We start from the raw sequence: 15,925 nt of genomic DNA, 5'->3' as shown, positions 1-15,925 counted from the left end.
CCGTCACGCTCGATGTAGTCGATCAGCGCGCGTTTCAGCACCGGGTTGTTGTGGCCGTAGTTCAGGGATCCGGCACCGGCGAAGAAGTCCAGGTAGGAGTGTCCGTCCTCGTCCGTGAGCCGGGCACCCTGCGCGCGGTCGAAGACCGCGGGCCAGCTGCGGCAGTAGCTGCGTACTTCCGACTCAAGGCTCTCGAAGACACTCAGGGCGGGCGGGGTGATGGTCACAGCTGATCTCCTGCTCGAGGGGGGTCATGACGGGCGGCGGGTCAGGCATGCCCGGGGGGACCGCGCCCGGGCGGGGCGCGGAGGGGCGCTGGGAGGTCCTAGAAGGGACCGATGCGGTACAGGACCTCCGGCAGGTGCGTCCCCTCGGGGAACAGGGCCCCGTCGAAGAGCACCTCGTGCTCCAGCGGCACGTCGTGCCGCTGGGCGAAGGACGTGAACAGCCGGTCGGAGGCGGTGTTGTCCGGTGTGATGGTCGTCTCGACCGACGCCAGACCCTGGTCGGAGGCGACCCGCGCGGTCAGCGCGTCCAGCAGCGTGGCCGCCAGCCCCTTGCCGCGGTGGGCCTGGTCGACGGCCACCTGCCAGACGACGAGCGTCTCCGGGCGGTCGGGGCGGATGTATCCGGTCACGAAGGCGATCGGCTCGCCGTTCTCGTCGCGGGCGACCACGGAGGTCGCCGCGAAGTCACGGCACCACAGCAGGTAGCTGTACGAGGAGTTGAGGTCCAGGACCTCGGAGTCGCGGGCAATGCGCCAGATCGCGGCTCCGTCCTCCACTCGCGGGGTGTCGATTCTGAGGAATTCGCTTCGGGCACGGGCAAAATCTGCTGGTGCGGCGGTCATGCGAATTGAATTTACCCAGCAAAAATCAAAATTGCATCGTCGCGAGGGGTTGGGTGGGCGCGTCCGCTGTGTTATCACGCGGGCGCGGACTCGGCCCGACAGGGCAGTGGATCGTGTGCGTTTGTCCTGAATTAATCGGTCATAACGGCCTCGATGTGGGTTCGGTCACATCCCTGTAACTCTCGTGACACCCGTTCGGATTACGTGGATCCGACCCGTGGGAACTGTGGCGTTTAGGCCCGGAGAACGGGGGAAGAAGAATGCGGGGAGCTGCTTCCGGAAAAGCAGCTCCCCTTTGTGTGCCGATTAAATCGGCGACGGTGTGTGCTGAATTGAATTCAGCTGTTCGGCCAGGTTTCCGCGACGGCTTCGCGGGCAGCATCGATATCGGTCGCCCGGCCCGCGCCGGCGAGCGCGGCCCCCAGGGCGGCCAGCGAGGACAGCACCGCCTCCCGCGTGGCGTCCGCGCCGTAGTGGTTGACCCGGACCATCTCCTTGGAGAGCGGCCCGCCTCCCGCGATCAGCGGAAGCGACGGGTCGGCCGCCAGGGCGTGCGCGACCAGTTCCGAGGCGTCGACACCTGCCGGGGCGCGCAGCGTCGTGGCGACCGGAGCCGCGTCGCGGGCCTCGTGCACGTACGGCTCCAGCCCGCCGCCGAGCGCCGTGGCACCCGCGCGGGTCGCCGCCGCGGCCGAGGCGTGCCGGGCCATGACCGTGTCCAGGCCGTCCGCCTCGATCCGCTCCAGGCACGCGTCGAGCGCCAGCATCTCCAGCTGCGCGGGGGCGTGCGGCAGCGCCGTGCGGCCCCCGTCGATCCAGCGGGCCTTCCAGTCCAGGAGCGAGAGGTACGACCCGCGCGGGGCCCGCGGGTTGGCGGCCAGCCGCTCCCAGGCCCGCGGGCTCACCGACACCGCCGAGACCCCGGCCGGGCCGCCCATGGCCTTCTGCGCGCCGATGACGCACAGGTCCACCCCCCAGGCGTCCGGCAGCAGCGGCTCCGCACCGACCGACGCGACGGCGTCCACCATGAACAGCGCGCCGTGCGCCCGGACCGCCTCGCCGATCTCCGCGACCGGATTGGTGTTGCCGGTCGCCGCCTCGGCGTGCACCAGCGACACGAAGTCGATCTCCGGGTGCTCCGCGAGAGCCTGCCCGACCTGCCCGGCGGTGACCGCCGAGTGGAACGGGACCGCGAGGTCGACGACCTCGGCGCCGCAGTCGCGCAGCCAGTCGCCGAAGGTCCGGCCGTACGGTCCCGTGACGATGTTCAGCGCGGTCGAGCCGGGCCGGGCACCGCCCCGGATGCAGCCTTCGAGGGGGAGCAGCGCCTCGCCCTGCATGATGACGACGTCCTGCTCGGTGGAGAGGAGGGCGGCCACCCGCCGCTCGATCGCCGCGAAGCGTGCGGCGGTGAGCGGGGCGAGGTCGAGGAACGGGTGCGTCACGGTGGTGCTCTCTTCGGGTCGGCCGGTGCGCGGTCAGCGCCTGCGACGAGGGTACCGAGCACCTCCCGGAGCCCCGGGCGGGCCGCCTCGTACAGTGCTGTCCATGAGTGATCGCGAGACCGCGCCGGTGCTGCGGATCGAGGGACGGGTGCTCGTCGGGCCCGACGAGGTCAGGGACGGCCTCTGGGCGGTCGGCGGGCGTGTCACCTACGAGAGGCCGCCGGGCGCGGACAGCGCCGTGACGCTCGGCGGATGGGTGCTGCCCGGTCTCGTGGACGCGCACTGCCACGTCGGCCTCGACCACCAGGGGCCCGTGGACGCGGCGACCAGCGAGAAGCAGGCCCTCACCGACCGGGAGGCCGGCACGCTGCTCATCCGGGACGCCGGATCGCCGTCCGACACCCGCTGGGTCGACGGGCGCGAGGACCTGCCCAAGATCATCAGGGCCGGGCGGCACATCGCCAGGACCCGGCGCTACATCCGCAACTTCGCCCACGAGATCGAGCCGGGCGACCTCGTCGCCTACGTCGCGCGGGAGGCGCGGCGCGGCGACGGCTGGGTGAAGCTGGTCGGCGACTGGATCGACCGCGACGCCGGGGACCTGACCGCCTGCTGGCCGCGCGGCGAGGTCGAGGCCGCGATCGCCGAGGCGCACCGGCTCGGGGCGAGGGTCACCGCCCACTGCTTCGCCGAGGACTCGCTGCGCGACCTGGTGGAGGCCGGCATCGACTGCGTCGAGCACGCGACGGGGCTGACCGAGGACACCATCCCGCTCTTCGCGGAGCGCGGGGTGGCGATCGTCCCCACCCTGGTCAACATCGCCACCTTCCCCGCCCTCGCGGCGGGCGGCGAGGCCAAGTTCCCCCGCTGGTCCGCCCACATGCGGCGGCTCCACGCGCGCCGGTACGAGACCGTCCGCGCCGCGTACGACGCGGGCATCCCGGTCTTCACCGGCACGGACGCCGGCGGGTCGCTGGCCCACGGCCTGATCGCGGCGGAGGTCGCCGAACTGGTGAAGGCCGGCATCCCGGCCCTCGACGCGCTCTCCGCGACGGCCTGGGGCGCGCGGCGCTGGCTGGGCCGCCCGGCGCTGGAGGAGGGGGCCCCCGCGGACCTGGTGATCTACGACGAGGACCCGAGGGCGGACGTACGGGTGCTGGCGTCCCCGCGGCGGGTGGTGCTCAATGGCAGGGTGATGGGCTGACCGGCGTTGACCTCCCGGCGGGCGCCGTGTTGACCGCCGGTGACCCGGGGCCCCGTCCCTCGTTGAGGTAACCCGCTGTGCTCTCCGGGGCGTACGTCCGGCGCCCCGGACACGGTGAACCGGGTGAATCCGGGGAACTCCTGTGCCGGTGGATTCGAATGTGCACGCGGAAACCCCTCTTTGGAGTGAACTGACCCGGGGTGTCCGCCAGTTCACTCTCCGTGCGTAAAGATTCACGGAGTCGAGGCCACCGGTGCCCGCGATGTCCCCCATTGGACGGCGCCGGCGGCTCCATGTCTCTTGTGGGGGTTCCACCATCTTGAACAGCAACACCTTCCGCCCGGCCGCACTGGCGTTCGCCGCCGCACCCGTCGCCCTGCTCCTCGCCGTCCCCGCGCAGGCAGCCACCGCGACGACCCCGGCCACCCCGGCCGACGGCCACGGAAAGGCGAGTGCGGTCGTCCTGCGGGCCGGGCTCGACGTCTCGCTCCTGAACAAGTCGGTCCAGGTGCCGCTCACGGCCACGCTCAACGAGGTCCACGCGCCCGCGAGCGCCGGGAAGACCGCGCTCAGCGTGGAACTCGACGGCGTCGACAAGGGCCGCCCCGTCCACGTGCTGAAGGCCGACGTGGCCACGGCCGACGCCACCGTGGACGGGAAGAAGGCCGAGGGGTACGCCAACCTCGCCGCGGCGCGGGTGCACGTGCCGGGACTTCCGCTGCTCTCGCTGATCGAGGTCGAGAAGGTCACCTCCAAGGCCGTGTGCGAGGCCGGCCGCAAGCCGGTCGCGGAGTCGAACGTGCTGGGGCACGTCACGGTGCTCGGCAAGAGGACCCGGCTCACCTCGGGCGGAACGACGAAGGTCGAGGTGCCCGGCGTCGGTGAGGTGACCCTCGACCTGTCCAGGACCGCGACGACGACGCGTACGGCGGCCGCGACGGCGCTGCGGCTGGCGGTGTCCGTGAACCCGCTGGAGCTGAACGTCGCCGAGGTGGAGGGCGAGGTCACGCTGGCCGAAGCGACGTGCGAGACACCCGGGGGCGGGGAGTCCGGCGACGGCGGTGCCGGGAACGGCGGATCGACGGGCGGCGACGACGGCCCGGGCGACGGCGGTTCCGCCGGCACCCCCGGTTCCGGCGGCAAGGAGGAGCCCGTCGACGTGAAGCCCCAGACCGGCACCGACCCCGTCCAGGCCTCCGGCACCGGCGACCTGGCCGAGACCGGGTCCAGCTCCTCGACCCCGTACATCGCCGGTGGCGCGGCCGTCCTGCTGGCCGCCGGAGCGGGCGCCACGGTCCTCGCCCGCAGGCGCGCCCGGGGCTGACCACCCCGCGGTGAGCGGTGTCCGTCCCGCGGAGCACCGCTCACCGCACCCGGGGAGCCGTCAGCCGACGGCTCTCCGGGGCAGTCCCTGCAACGCCAGGTCGAGCGCCTGGAGGAACCGGTTCGTCGTCACCCGGTCGCGCACGGCGAGCCGCAGCCACTCGCTGCCGAGCCCGGGGAACGTGTCCCCGCGGCGCGCCGCGAAACCGCGCGAGCGCAGCAGATCCCGTACCTCGTCCGCCCGCTCCAGCCGCAGCAGGACGAACGGCCCCGCGGCCGGCTCCACGACCTTGACCTCGCTGAACTCCGCGAGCCCGGCCAGCAGATGAGCCCGGTCCACCGCGATCCGGTCCGCCGCGTCCGCCGCCTCGACCAGGGCGCGCGGCTCCATGCACGCCTCCGCCGCCGCCAGGGCGGGGGAGGACACCGGCCACAGCGGCTGCGCCTCCTGGAGCAGGCCGATCGTCGCCGGATCCGCGAGCACGTACCCGATCCGCAGACCCGCCAGGCCCCAGGTCTTGGTCAGGCTGCGCAGCACGACGAGCCCGGGAAGGTCCTCAACGTCGCACAGCGCCTCGCGTTCGCCCGGTACGGCGTCCATGAACGCCTCGTCGACCACCAGCGTCCTTCCGGGCCGCGCCAGCCGCTCCAGCACGCCGGCCGGGTGGAGCACGGACGTCGGGTTGGTCGGATTGCCGACCACCACCAGGTCCGCGTCCTCCGGCACCGCCGCCGGGTCCAGCCGGAAGCCGTCCTCGGGGCGCAGCACCACCCGCCCGACCTCGTGTCCCGCCGCGCGCAGCGCCGCCTCGGGCTCGGTGAACTGCGGATGCACGACGACGGGCCGCCGGGCGGGCAGCGCCCGCGCGATCAGCACGAACGCCTCGGCCGCCCCCGCCGTGAGCAGCACCCTCTCCTCGGGCAGCCCGTGCCGCCCGGCGACCGCCGTCCGCGCCTGACGCCCGTCCGGGTAGGCGGCCAGCGAGCCGAGCGACGCGGCGATGCGTTCCCGCAGCCAGTCGGGGGGAGTTCCGGTGCGTACGTTGACGGCGAGGTCGGTCAGATCGAGACCTCGTACCTCCGCGTCGCCGTGGTGCCGCAGATCGGGCCCGGCGTTCTCGCTGTGCTTCGTGGGGGGCAGCATGGCAGCCATGGTGGCCGTCCGGGCGCCATTCGTCGATGCCCGGGTTCCGGTCACCGGGTTCCGGCGGGCCACCGCGCAGGTCGCCGACGCCGACTTCCTCTTGGGGACCAGCAGTTCACCCGCCTCCGCGAGCGCCGCGGCCTCGGCCACCGATCCGGTGGCCACGGCGTCACGCGGCGCCGCCGAGGGGTTCGGCACCCGGACCTCCGCGAGGACCCGGGCCGGATAGGAGCGCACCGGTACGCCCAGCCGCCGTGCGGCACCGGAGACGCCCGGCTCGCCGGCCCTGGTGTCCAGCGTCGCCAGCTCGACCACGTCACCCGCCTCGAGCCCGGCCGCCTCCAGCGTCTCGCGGATCAGGCCGAGCACCTCCTCGGCCGGGACGCCCGGGCGGGCGCCGACACCCACGACGAGCGCGGACCGGGTCATGGCGGGGGAGTCCTTCCGGGACGGCGGCCGAGGGGCACGGGTGAGGGGGGCCTGAGGTGCGGGGGGCGGGGTCGATCCGCTAGCAAGGGCCCATGGCGGTATTCGTCGCGCTCGGCGCGTTCCTGATGACCCTGGCGGGTGGCTGGGTCGCGCAGCGCGTCAGCGACCGCCGGCACCTCGTGCTCGGCTTCGCGGGCGGACTGATGCTGGGCGTCGTCGGCCTCGACCTGCTGCCCGAGGCCGTGGAGGCCGCCGGCGGGCTGGTCTTCGGCGTTCCCGCCGCCCTGCTGCTCTTCGTGGGCGGCTTCCTGATGGCCCATCTCGTCGAGCGTTCGCTGGCCGTGCGCCAGGCGGCACACGGGGCGGGTGAGGAGAGGGTGCCCCAGGTCGGACTGACGGCGGCGGCGGCGATGGTGGGGCACAGCCTGATGGACGGCATCGCCCTCGGCGCCGCGTTCCAGGTCGGCGGCGGAATGGGAGCCGCCGTCGCGCTCGCCGTCATCACCCACGACTTCGCCGACGGGTTCAACACGTACACGATCACCAGCCTCTACGGGAACGCCCGCCGCAAGGCGCTCCTGATGCTCTACGCGGACGCCCTGGCCCCGGTCGTGGGCGCGGCGACGACCCTGCTGTTCACCCTTCCGGCGGAACTGCTCGGCTGCTATCTCGGTTTCTTCGGCGGGGCGCTCCTCTATCTCGCCGCCGCCGAGATCCTCCCCGAGGCGCACCACGACCACCCGGCACGCTCCACGCTGCTGTGCACGGTCGCGGGAGTGGGCTTCATCTGGCTGGTGGTAGGCGTCGCGGACTGACCCCGCCCCCGGCGGCGCGCCGGGGACGCGGGGCGAGGCCGCCCCCGGTGACGCGGCCCGGAAGCCGGGCGGTGTCATCCGCCGCACTGCTCCACGAAACGCCGGGCCACCCCCGGCGCCGCCGCCCAGTGCGTGTGCAGGTAGCTCGCGTGCACACCCCGCTGCACGAAGCCCTCCACGCGCCGTTCCGGCTGGTGCAGACCCCACGCGGGCGTCGCCCCCGCCCCCGGCTCCAGCACCGTCCGGTGGAACTCGTGCCCGCGCAGCCGCGTCCCGGCCACCGCCAGCACGCTGTCGGACACCGCCACCGCCTGCCGGTAGCCGAGCGTCAGCCGCTCGGACATCCGGGCCGAGGCGTCCAGCACCCCGCACATCGGCCTGCCGTCCAGCTCACGGGCCAGGTAGAGCAGCCCCGCGCACTCCGCCGCCACCGGCGCGCCGGACAGGGCCAGGGCGGTCACCGCCCCGCGCAGCGGCTCGTTCGCCGACAGCTCCGGCGCGTACACCTCGGGGAAGCCGCCGCCTATGACCAGCCCCGCCGTGCCCGGAGGCAGCTTCTCGTCGTGCAACGGGTCGAAGACGGCGACCTCCGCGCCCGCCGCCGTCAGGAGCTCGGCGTGCTCCGCGTAGGCGAAGGTGAACGCCGCACCGCCCGCCACCGCCACCACGGGCCGGTTCTCCGGCCGGGGGTGCCGCTCCGGCTGCCACGCCTCGCCGGACAGCTCCGGCGCCGAACGGGCCAGCGCCATGAGGGCGTCCAGGTCACAGCCCTCGCGGACGCGGTCCCCCATCGCCCGTACGGCGTCCAGGGCGTCGGCCTGCCGCTCGGCCACCGGGACCAGCCCCAGATGGCGCGACGGGGTCGCCACCTGCGGGGCCCGCCGCAGCACCCCGAGCACCGGGAGCCCGGACTCGTCGAGCGCCTCCCGCAGCAGCGCCTCGTGGCGGTCGGAGGCCACCTTGTTCAGGATCACCCCGCCGATCCGCACCTCGGGGTCCCAGGAGGCGAAGCCGTGCACGAGCGCCGCGACCGAACGCGACTGCGACGAGGCGTCGACGACCAGCACGACGGGCGCCCGCAGCAGCTTCGACACCTGGGCGGTCGAGGCGAGTTCCCCCTGCCCCGACGCCCCGTCGTACAGCCCCATCACCCCCTCGACGACAGCCAGGTCGCAGCCGCTCGCCCCGTGCGCGAACAGCGGTGCGATCAGCTCCGGCCCGCACATGTACGCGTCGAGGTTGCGCCCCGGGCGGCCGGTGGCCAGCGCGTGGTAGCCGGGGTCGATGTAGTCGGGCCCCACCTTGTGCGGGGACACCGCCAGGCCACGTTCCGCGAAGGCCGCCATCAGGCCCGTGGCGACCGTGGTCTTGCCGCTGCCCGAGGCGGGCGCGGCGACGACCAGACGAGGAACACTCACCACTCGATGCCTCTCTGGCCCTTCTGGCCCGCGTCCATCGGGTGCTTGACCTTCGACATGTCGGTCACCAGGTCGGCGGCGTCGATCAGCTTCTGCGGGGCGTTCCGCCCGGTGATCACCACGTGCTGCGTGCCGGGGCGCGCCCGCATCACCTCGACGACCTCGTCCGTGTCGATCCAGCCCCAGTGCATCGGGTAGGCGAACTCGTCCAGCACGTAGAGCTTGTACGTCTCGGCGGCCAGATCGCGCTTGACCTGCTCCCACCCCTCGCGCGCCTTCGCCTCGTTGTCGGAGTTGTCACCGTGCAGGCCCCGCTGGACCCACGACCACCCCTCGCCCATCTTGTGCCAGGCGACGCTGCCGCCCTCGCCGCTCGCGCCGAGCACCTTCAGCGCGTTCTCCTCGCCGACCTTCCACTTCGCCGACTTCACGAACTGGAACACCCCGATCGGCCAGCCCTGGTTCCACGCCCGCAGCGCGAGCCCGAAGGCGGCCGTCGACTTCCCCTTGCCGACGCCGGTGTGGACGAACAGCAGCGGACGGTTACGACGCTGACGTGTCGTCAGCCCGTCGTCCGGTACCGATACAGGCTGTCCCTGCGGCATTAAGCGGCCCTCCCGGCAGCAGTGATGTCCTTGACCAGCCCGGCGATCGAGTCGGCGCGCAGCTCGTCGAGCGTGACCGCGCTGCCCCCCAGATCCCGGGCGAGCTGTGCGGCGAGACCGAGGCGTACGACCCCCGACTCACAGTCCACGACGACGGACGCGGTGCCCTCGGAGGCGTGCAGCCGCCCGGCCCGCGCCGCCAGCGCCACCGGATCGACGCCCCCGGTCGCCCGGCCGTCCGTCACCACGACGAGCAGCGCCCGGCGCGACGGATCGCGCAGCCGTTCCACCCGCAGCACGTCGTGCGCCTTGAGCAGCCCGGCGGCCAGCGGGGTGCGCCCGCCCGTCGGCAGCGACTCCAGCCGGGAGGCCGCCGCGTCCACCGACGAGGTCGGCGGCAGCGCCACCTCGGCGTCCCTGCCCCGGAAGGTCACCAGGCCGACCTTGTCCCTGCGCTGGTAGGCGTCCAGCAGCAGCGACATCACCGCGCCCTTGACGGCGCTCATCCGCCGCCGGGCCGCCATCGACCCGGAGGCGTCCACGACGAACAGCACGAGATTGCCCTCGCGCCCCTCCCGCGTCGCCTGCCGCAGATCGTCACGGCGTACGACGAGCCCCCGCCCCGACCGCCCGCGCGCCCGCTGGTGCGGGGCCGCCGCCTGCACGGTCGCCGCCAGGTGAAGCTTCGTCAGCGTCCCCTCGGGCCGCCGTGACCCGGTGGTCCGGCCGTGCTCGGTACGGGCCCGGGACCTCCGCCCGGCCGCGCCCTCGCCCAGACCGGGCACGCTGAGCACCTTCGTGCGGAACGGCTCGCCGGCCCGCACCGGCTGTCCTTCCCCGCCACCGCCGCCCGGCGCGGGCGCGTCGCCGCTCCCGGCCTCCTCCCGGCCGGGCGCGGCGGAACCGCCCTCGTCACGGCCGCCCGGGTCCGCACCGCCGTCGTCCGGGCCACCGCCCTGCGGCGGGACCCCGCCGCCGGGACCGTCCGGGCCCGGGTCGGGATCGTCGTCGCCCCCGCCCTGGCCGTCCGCCGCGTCCCGGAGGGCGTCGTCCAGCCTGTCCTCGTCGAGTCCGGGCGCGTCGAACGGGTTGCGCCGACGCCGATGGGGGAGCGCCAGGAGCGCCGCCTGCCGCACGTCGTCCGCGACGACCTCCTCGCGCCCCGCCCACGCGGCCAGCGCCGTCGCGGTGCGGGCCATGACGATGTCGGCGCGCATCCCGTCCACCTCGAACGCCGCGCACGTCGCCGCGATCTGGCGCAACACGCCGTCGCCGAGCACCACACGGGGCAACAGGGCGCGCGCGGCGACGATGCGCTCGCGCAACGCCGCCTCCTCGCCGGCCCACCGCGCGGCGAACCCGGCCGGGTCGTCGTCGTAGGCGAGCCTGCGCCGTACGACCTCGACGCGCAGGTCCGTCTCCCGCGAGGCGGCCACCTCGACGGTCAGCCCGAAGCGGTCCAGCAACTGCGGCCGGAGCTCGCCCTCCTCCGGGTTCATCGTCCCGACCAGCAGGAAGCGCGCCGCATGACGGACCGACACGCCTTCGCGCTCGACGTAGGAGGCCCCCATGGCCGCCGCGTCGAGCAGCAGGTCCACGAGGTGGTCGTGGAGCAGATTGACCTCGTCGACGTACAGGATCCCGCGATGGGCCTCCGCCAGGAGCCCCGGCTCGAAGGCCTTCACGCCCTCCGAGAGGGCCCGTTCGATGTCGAGTGCCCCGACCAGCCGGTCCTCCGACGCGCCGACCGGCAGCTCCACGGTCCGCGCCGGACGCGACACGCCCGCGGCCGTCTCGTGGGGGCCGTCGGGACACGCCGGATCGGGTGCCGTCGGGGCGCACGAGAAACGGCACCCCGCCACGACCGCGACCTCGGGCATGAGGGCGGCCAGCGCCCGAACGGCGGTGGACTTGGCGGTGCCCTTCTCCCCCCGCACCAGGACCCCGCCGACGGCGGGACTCACGGCGTTGAGCAGCAGTCCGAGCCGCAGATCGTCCTGCCCGACGATGGCGGTGAAGGGATACGGCGTACTCACGGAGCCTCCTCTGTAGCGATCACATCTGCACGGTCGGACGCGGCCGCGGCGGCCCCGCCCCATGGGCCGGGGCGCCCGCCGGCCCCTTGTGGCGCGCCGGGCGCGGGGACGGGTGCGGGCGGTGTCCGTACCGCTCCGGGAGCCGGCGCGGGCGGTGCCCCCGGCGCCCCCGGTGCTCCCGGTGCGAGGAACGGCAGCCCCTCCGGCGCGCCCGTCTCGATCAGCCGCCACAGGGCGTCCGTGTCCGCGTGCTCCTCGATCAGGTCCCCCAGCCGGTCCAGCTGTTCCTCCCGCAGCGCCCCGAAGCTCGTGTCCGGCGCCGCCGTGAACCGCCGCCCCGCGGCCCGCGCGACCTCGGCCAGGAACGCCCGCCGGAAGGAGTCGCTCTCCAGCGACCCGTGCCAGTGCGTCCCCCACACGGAGCCGGCCCGGCACCCGTCCAGGAACGGCTCGCCGCCGTCCACCTCGGCGACCCCGTGGTGGATCTCGTACCCCTCCACCGGTTCGCCGAGGGCCGTTCCGACCGGGCGGGCCAGGACCTTCTCGCGGCCGAAGCGGACCCGCACCGGCAGCAGCCCGAGGCCCTTCACCACACCGGCCCGCGACTCCACGTCGTCCTCGATGCGCTCACCCAGCACCTGGAACCCCCCGCAGATCCCCAGCACCGGCCGCCCCTCGGCGGCCCGCCGCTCCAGGGCGCCGGCCAGACCCCGCTCGCGCAGCCACGCCAGCGCCTTCACCGTGCCCCGCGTGCCCGGCACGATGACCAGGTCAGCGTCGGCGAGTTCCTCCGCCCGGTCCACGAACCGCACCACCACACCCGGTTCGGCCGCCAGCGCGTCCACATCGGTGAAGTTCGACATGAGCGGCACCGCGCACACCGCGACCCGCAGCACGTCCTCACCGTGCGGCGGGGCCACGACCGACTCCCGTACGGCACCGCGCATCGAGACCCGCAGCCCGTCCTCCTCGTCGATGCCCAGACCGTGGGCGTACGGCAGCACCCCGTACGTCCGCCGGCCCGTGAGCCCCAGCAGCATGTCGAGGCCGGGCTCCAGCAGCGACACGTCACCGCGGAACTTGTTGACGAGGTATCCGGCGATCAGTGACTGGTCCTCGGCGCTCAGCAGCGCCGTCGTGCCGAAGAACGAGGCGAACACGCCGCCCCGGTCGATGTCGCCGACCACCAGCACGGGGAAGCGCGCGGCCCGCGCGACGCCCATGTTCACGATGTCCGTGCGCCGGAGGTTGATCTCGGCCGGACTGCCCGCCCCCTCGCAGATCACCGCGTCATGACTGCCCCGCAACTGCTCCAGACAGTCCGTGACCGTCCCCAGCAGAGCCTCCTGCCGCCCCCCGTGGTAGCCGCGCGCGCTCATCTCGCCGACCGGCCTGCCCATCAGGACGACCTGGCTGGAGCGGTCGCCGCCCGGCTTGAGCAGCACCGGGTTCATCAGCGCCGACGGCTCCACCCGGGCCGCCTGCGCCTGCATCGCCTGGGCCCGGCCGATCTCCGCCCCCTCCCGGGTGACGAACGAGTTCAGCGACATGTTCTGCGCCTTGAACGGCGCGACCTTCACCCCCCGGCGCACCAGCCACCGGCAGATCCCGGCCGTGACGACGCTCTTGCCCGCGTCCGACGTGGTTCCCGCGACCAGCAGTCCGCCGCTCATGTGACTCTCCGTCCCACGGCCAGCCGCCCCGCCGCACACACGGCGAGGGCCAGCACACTCACCCGGCGCGACAGCCGCACCGCGCGTTCGATGTCCGTGACCCGCACGTCCCGGCCCGCCCCGCCGTTGAGCACCGGCCGGTGCTCGACCCGTCCGCCGTAGGCCAGGGTGCCGCCCAGCCGTACGCCGAGCGCCCCCGCGAACGAGGCCTCCACCGGCCCCGCGTTGGGGCTCGGATGCCGGCCGGCGTCGGCCCGCCAGGCCCGGACGGCCTCGCGCGGGCGGCCCCCGGCGGCCACCGCGAGCACGGCGGTGAGCCGAGCCCCTGGCCAGCCGGCGACGTCGTCGAGCCGGGCCGACGCCCAGCCGTAGCGCCGGTGACGCGGCGACCGGTGCCCGACCATCGCGTCGAGCGTGTTGACCGCCCGGAAGCCGACCAGCCCCGGTACACCGGCGAGGGCGCCCCACACCAGGGCCCCCACGACGGCGTCGGAGGTGTTCTCGGCGACGGACTCCACCACCGCGCGGGCGATCCCCGGTCCGTCCAGCGCCTGCGGATCGCGGCCGCACAGGTGCGGCAGCCGCTCCCGGGCCAGCTCGACGTCCCCGGCGGCCAGGGCCCCGCCGATGGCGCGGGCCTCCCGGCCCAGCGACGTGCCGCCGACGACGGACCAGGTGGCCGCCGCGGTCAGTGCCACGGCGGCGGCGGGACGGTTCCGTACGGCGCGGGCGGCCAGCGCGGCGGCGCCCGTGGCGCCTCCGGCGCAGACCAGCGCGTGCAGCGCGCCCCGGCCCCGGTGGTCGCCCCACAGGCGGTTCTCGACGCCCGCCGCGGCACGGCCGAAGGCGGCGACGGGATGACCGCGCCGGGGGTCACCGAGCAGCAGGTCGCCGATCAGGCCGGCGGCGGCGCCGTACGCGAAGATGCGGTCGGCTCGCACCGCTCAGCCGGCCGTCGCGCCTCGGTGGACCTTCGCGGCAGGTGGTACGGCGACCGACGCAGGGCAGCCCGACATGGCGTATGTCCTCACTCAGGGTCCGCGCCCTGGTTCGACGTGACCGGCGACGAGAGTCTCCTGGCTCCCGGATCCGCAGTTCCTCCGGCCTTCCAGTCCGCGGTGGCGGACCGTGACTTCCGTATGGAGGCTGCTCCCCGGTGACAGTGGCGGGACCGCGCCGGATTCGCACCGGCTTCCTCTGCTGTCGCCGTAAATGGCTCCGGCAGTCCACCACGCTCCGCGAATGTCCGTCAACCTGCCGTTGACCTGCGAGGCTTCGGTGTGCTCAGACGCACACCGGGCCGGACACGCCCGTGGTGTGTCCGGCCCGGTGCGTCCGCAGGGGGATTCAGGCGACGATCAGGTAGATGCCGTACGCGACGGCCGCCGCGCACAGCGCGAAGCAGGCGTACGCGCCGGTGCGCGCCAGGACGCTGCCGCCGCCCCGCGCCGTGGACGTCTGCCTGGCGAGGCCGGTGACGCCGAGGGTGAAGAGGCCGACCAGCGCGACGGTGATCACGAGGCTGACGCCGAAGACGGAAGCGAGAGCTGCCCAGTCGATGTTCATGCGGATCTGTCCTTACACCGTGGCCGGCCGGTCGGCCGGGGTCTCGGCCGTCGCGGACGGGGCGTGGATGGTGGTCTTGAGGTCCGGCACGCTCACGCCGGCGGGCGGCGGGGCGACCGCCGCGATGGCGGTCGTCACGACACCCGCGGGCTCGCCCTCGGGCGCGTTGACGTTGGTGTGGTCGACCGGCTTGCGGCGCGACAGCAGCCAGATGGCGCCGGAGCCCGCGACCAGCAGGACCGCGACCACCGCGACGCCCCAGGGCCCCTGCTTGGTGAGGAACTCGGCCCCCGCGCCGACGAGTCCGGCGGCCGGCAGGGTCAGACCCCAGGCGACGAACATCCGGGTGGCGGTGGACCAGCGGACCACACCGCCCTTGCGGCCGAGACCCGCGCCCATCACCGCGCCGGAGCAGGACTGGGTGGTCGAGAGGGAGAAGCCGAGGTGCGAGGAGGCCAGGATGACCGTCGCCGCACTCGTCTGGGCCGCGAAGCCCTGCGGCGGACGCAGGTCGGTGAGACCGCTGCCCATGGTGCGGATGATGCGCCAGCCGCCGAGGTAGGTGCCCAGGGCGATGGCCACGCCCGCGGAGGCGATGACCCAGACGGGCGGGTTGGAGCCGGGGGAGAGGACACCGCCGGTGACCAGGGCCAGGGTGATGATGCCCATGGTCTTCTGCGCGTCGTTGGTGCCGTGCGCGAGCGAGACGAGACCGGCCGAGGCGATCTGCCCGGCGCGGTAGCCCTTCGCGGTGGACCTGAGCTGGGCCTCGTCGGTGATCTTCCGGTTGAGGCGGTACGTCAGCTTCGTGGCCAGCAGCGCGGCGACACCGGCCACGACGGGCGCGGCGACGGCGGGCAGCAGGACCTTCGTCACGACGGTGCCGCCGTTGATCGAGGACCAGCCGGCCGACATCACCGCGGCGCCGATGAGGCCGCCGAAGAGTGCGTGGGAGGAACTGGAGGGCAGGCCGACCAGCCAGGTCAGCAGATTCCACAGGATGGCGCCGACGAGCGCGGCGAAGATGACCTCGGTTCTGAGGCCGTTCTCATTGATGATCCCGCCGGAGATCGTCTTGGCGACCTCCACCGACAGGAACGCGCCGACGAGGTTGAGAACGGCGGACATGGCCACCGCCGTCTTGGGCTTGAGAGCGCCGGTCGAGATGGTGGTGGCCATCGCGTTGGCGGTGTCGTGGAAACCGTTCGTGAAATCGAACACGAGAGCTGTCACGATCACGATCGCGAGCAGCAGCGTGATGTGTTCCATTTACCCAGGCAATCGTTCGACGTCATTGGCACGTGGAACGTAAGCAACCTGGGTGAACGGAAGATGAACTGGGCAGGGCGGCACGGTGACCCCATTCGCGTACGCGGGTTCCGCTTGTGTGCGGCAGGAGGAGGGCGGAGGGCCGCGG

General features: G+C 73.9%; 14 protein-coding genes and 1 riboswitch. Of the genes, 3 read left to right on the top strand and 11 right to left on the bottom strand.

All coding sequences use genetic code 11. The annotated features are described in order from the left end of the window. The 3 genes from ACFVS9_RS31070 to ACFVS9_RS31060 form a co-directional block, all read right to left on the bottom strand. Positions 1–227 (bottom strand): aminotransferase class III-fold pyridoxal phosphate-dependent enzyme (locus ACFVS9_RS31070; protein WP_389937762.1); only part of this gene is annotated, 227 nt, incomplete at its 3' end. A 98-nt stretch (positions 228–325) separates the two neighbouring features. Beyond that, the gene (ectA, locus tag ACFVS9_RS31065; protein WP_383116672.1) at positions 326–850 is read right to left on the bottom strand and encodes a diaminobutyrate acetyltransferase; all 525 of its coding nucleotides are present in this window, start codon (positions 848–850) and stop codon (positions 326–328) included. Positions 851–1,188: 338 nt separating this feature from the next. Beyond that, a complete protein-coding gene (locus tag ACFVS9_RS31060) occupies positions 1,189–2,295 on the bottom strand; it encodes a pyridoxal-phosphate-dependent aminotransferase family protein (RefSeq protein WP_389937759.1) in 1,107 nt (368 codons plus the stop codon). Positions 2,296–2,398: 103 nt separating this feature from the next. Between ACFVS9_RS31060 and ACFVS9_RS31055 the strand changes: the two genes are divergently transcribed. Together ACFVS9_RS31055 and ACFVS9_RS31050 are read left to right on the top strand one after the other, a co-directional pair. Beyond that, the gene (locus ACFVS9_RS31055; RefSeq protein ID WP_389937756.1) at positions 2,399–3,499 is read left to right on the top strand and encodes an amidohydrolase family protein; all 1,101 of its coding nucleotides are present in this window, start codon (positions 2,399–2,401) and stop codon (positions 3,497–3,499) included. Positions 3,500–3,818: 319 nt separating this feature from the next. Next, positions 3,819–4,823: an SCO1860 family LAETG-anchored protein gene (locus tag ACFVS9_RS31050; RefSeq protein WP_389937754.1), complete on the top strand. Its 1,005-nt coding sequence runs from the start codon at positions 3,819–3,821 to the stop codon at positions 4,821–4,823. Positions 4,824–4,883: 60 nt separating this feature from the next. Here ACFVS9_RS31050 and cobC read toward each other — a convergent pair whose 3' ends face one another. Beyond that, positions 4,884–6,395 (bottom strand): Rv2231c family pyridoxal phosphate-dependent protein CobC, encoded by a 1,512-nt coding sequence (cobC, locus tag ACFVS9_RS31045; RefSeq protein ID WP_383116668.1) that lies wholly within the window; start codon positions 6,393–6,395, stop codon positions 4,884–4,886. Positions 6,396–6,487: 92 nt separating this feature from the next. On the opposite strand from cobC, the gene ACFVS9_RS31040 reads away from it, so the two are divergent. Continuing rightward, positions 6,488–7,210, top strand: a complete 723-nt coding sequence (locus tag ACFVS9_RS31040; protein ID WP_383116667.1) for a ZIP family metal transporter — start codon at positions 6,488–6,490, stop codon at positions 7,208–7,210. A 74-nt stretch (positions 7,211–7,284) separates the two neighbouring features. Here the strand turns inward: ACFVS9_RS31040 and ACFVS9_RS31035 are convergent, their stop codons facing one another. From ACFVS9_RS31035 to ACFVS9_RS31005, 7 genes are all read right to left on the bottom strand, one after another. Beyond that, entirely contained in the window at positions 7,285–8,631 is a 1,347-nt protein-coding gene (locus tag ACFVS9_RS31035; RefSeq protein WP_389937750.1) for a cobyrinate a,c-diamide synthase, read from the bottom strand. Next, positions 8,625–9,233, bottom strand: a complete 609-nt coding sequence (gene cobO / locus ACFVS9_RS31030; protein WP_383116665.1) for a cob(I)yrinic acid a,c-diamide adenosyltransferase — start codon at positions 9,231–9,233, stop codon at positions 8,625–8,627. Before cobO ends, ACFVS9_RS31035 begins: the two co-directional genes overlap by 7 nt. After that, positions 9,233–11,269 carry a putative cobaltochelatase gene (locus tag ACFVS9_RS31025; RefSeq protein WP_383116664.1) on the bottom strand — a complete coding sequence of 679 codons (2,037 nt, stop codon included), beginning with the start codon at positions 11,267–11,269 and terminating at the stop codon, positions 9,233–9,235. Before ACFVS9_RS31025 ends, cobO begins: the two co-directional genes overlap by 1 nt. Continuing rightward, positions 11,266–12,942: a cobyric acid synthase gene (locus tag ACFVS9_RS31020; protein WP_389937747.1), complete on the bottom strand. Its 1,677-nt coding sequence runs from the start codon at positions 12,940–12,942 to the stop codon at positions 11,266–11,268. The genes ACFVS9_RS31025 and ACFVS9_RS31020 overlap by 4 nt, the downstream gene beginning before the upstream one ends. Continuing rightward, on the bottom strand, positions 12,939–13,883 hold the full coding sequence (locus ACFVS9_RS31015; RefSeq protein ID WP_383116662.1) for a cobalamin biosynthesis protein: 945 nt from the start codon (positions 13,881–13,883) through the stop codon (positions 12,939–12,941). The genes ACFVS9_RS31020 and ACFVS9_RS31015 overlap by 4 nt, the downstream gene beginning before the upstream one ends. Positions 13,884–14,011: 128 nt before the next feature. Then, a riboswitch (cobalamin riboswitch) is annotated at positions 14,012–14,141 on the bottom strand. 148 nt (positions 14,142–14,289) lie between these two features. Then, the gene (locus tag ACFVS9_RS31010; protein ID WP_383116661.1) at positions 14,290–14,508 is read right to left on the bottom strand and encodes a hypothetical protein; all 219 of its coding nucleotides are present in this window, start codon (positions 14,506–14,508) and stop codon (positions 14,290–14,292) included. A gap of 12 nt (positions 14,509–14,520) precedes the next feature. Then, positions 14,521–15,777, bottom strand: coding sequence for an anion permease (locus ACFVS9_RS31005; RefSeq protein WP_383116660.1), 1,257 nt, complete (start codon positions 15,775–15,777; stop codon positions 14,521–14,523). Positions 15,778–15,925 lie beyond the last annotated feature (148 nt).

The organism is Streptomyces sp. NPDC058008 (assembly GCF_042886395.1).
In the GTDB taxonomy this organism is placed as follows: Bacteria; Actinomycetota; Actinomycetes; order Streptomycetales; family Streptomycetaceae; genus Streptomyces.
Note: the sequence above shows the minus strand (reverse complement) of the source record. Positions and strands in the feature narration are given on the sequence as shown.

Bases quoted from the DNA above. Each gene is read 5' to 3' on its own strand.
- ectA (WP_383116672.1), bottom strand. From the start codon at position 850: ATGACCGCCGCACCAGCAGATTTTGCCCGTGCCCGAAGCGAATTCCTC.
- ACFVS9_RS31055 (WP_389937756.1), top strand. From the start codon at position 2,399: ATGAGTGATCGCGAGACCGCGCCGGTGCTGCGGATCGAGGGACGGGTG.
- cobC (WP_383116668.1), bottom strand. From the start codon at position 6,395: ATGACCCGGTCCGCGCTCGTCGTGGGTGTCGGCGCCCGCCCGGGCGTC.
- ACFVS9_RS31040 (WP_383116667.1), top strand. From the start codon at position 6,488: ATGGCGGTATTCGTCGCGCTCGGCGCGTTCCTGATGACCCTGGCGGGT.
- cobO (WP_383116665.1), bottom strand. From the start codon at position 9,233: ATGCCGCAGGGACAGCCTGTATCGGTACCGGACGACGGGCTGACGACA.
- ACFVS9_RS31020 (WP_389937747.1), bottom strand. From the start codon at position 12,942: ATGAGCGGCGGACTGCTGGTCGCGGGAACCACGTCGGACGCGGGCAAG.
- ACFVS9_RS31010 (WP_383116661.1), bottom strand. From the start codon at position 14,508: ATGAACATCGACTGGGCAGCTCTCGCTTCCGTCTTCGGCGTCAGCCTC.
- ACFVS9_RS31005 (WP_383116660.1), bottom strand. From the start codon at position 15,777: ATGGAACACATCACGCTGCTGCTCGCGATCGTGATCGTGACAGCTCTC.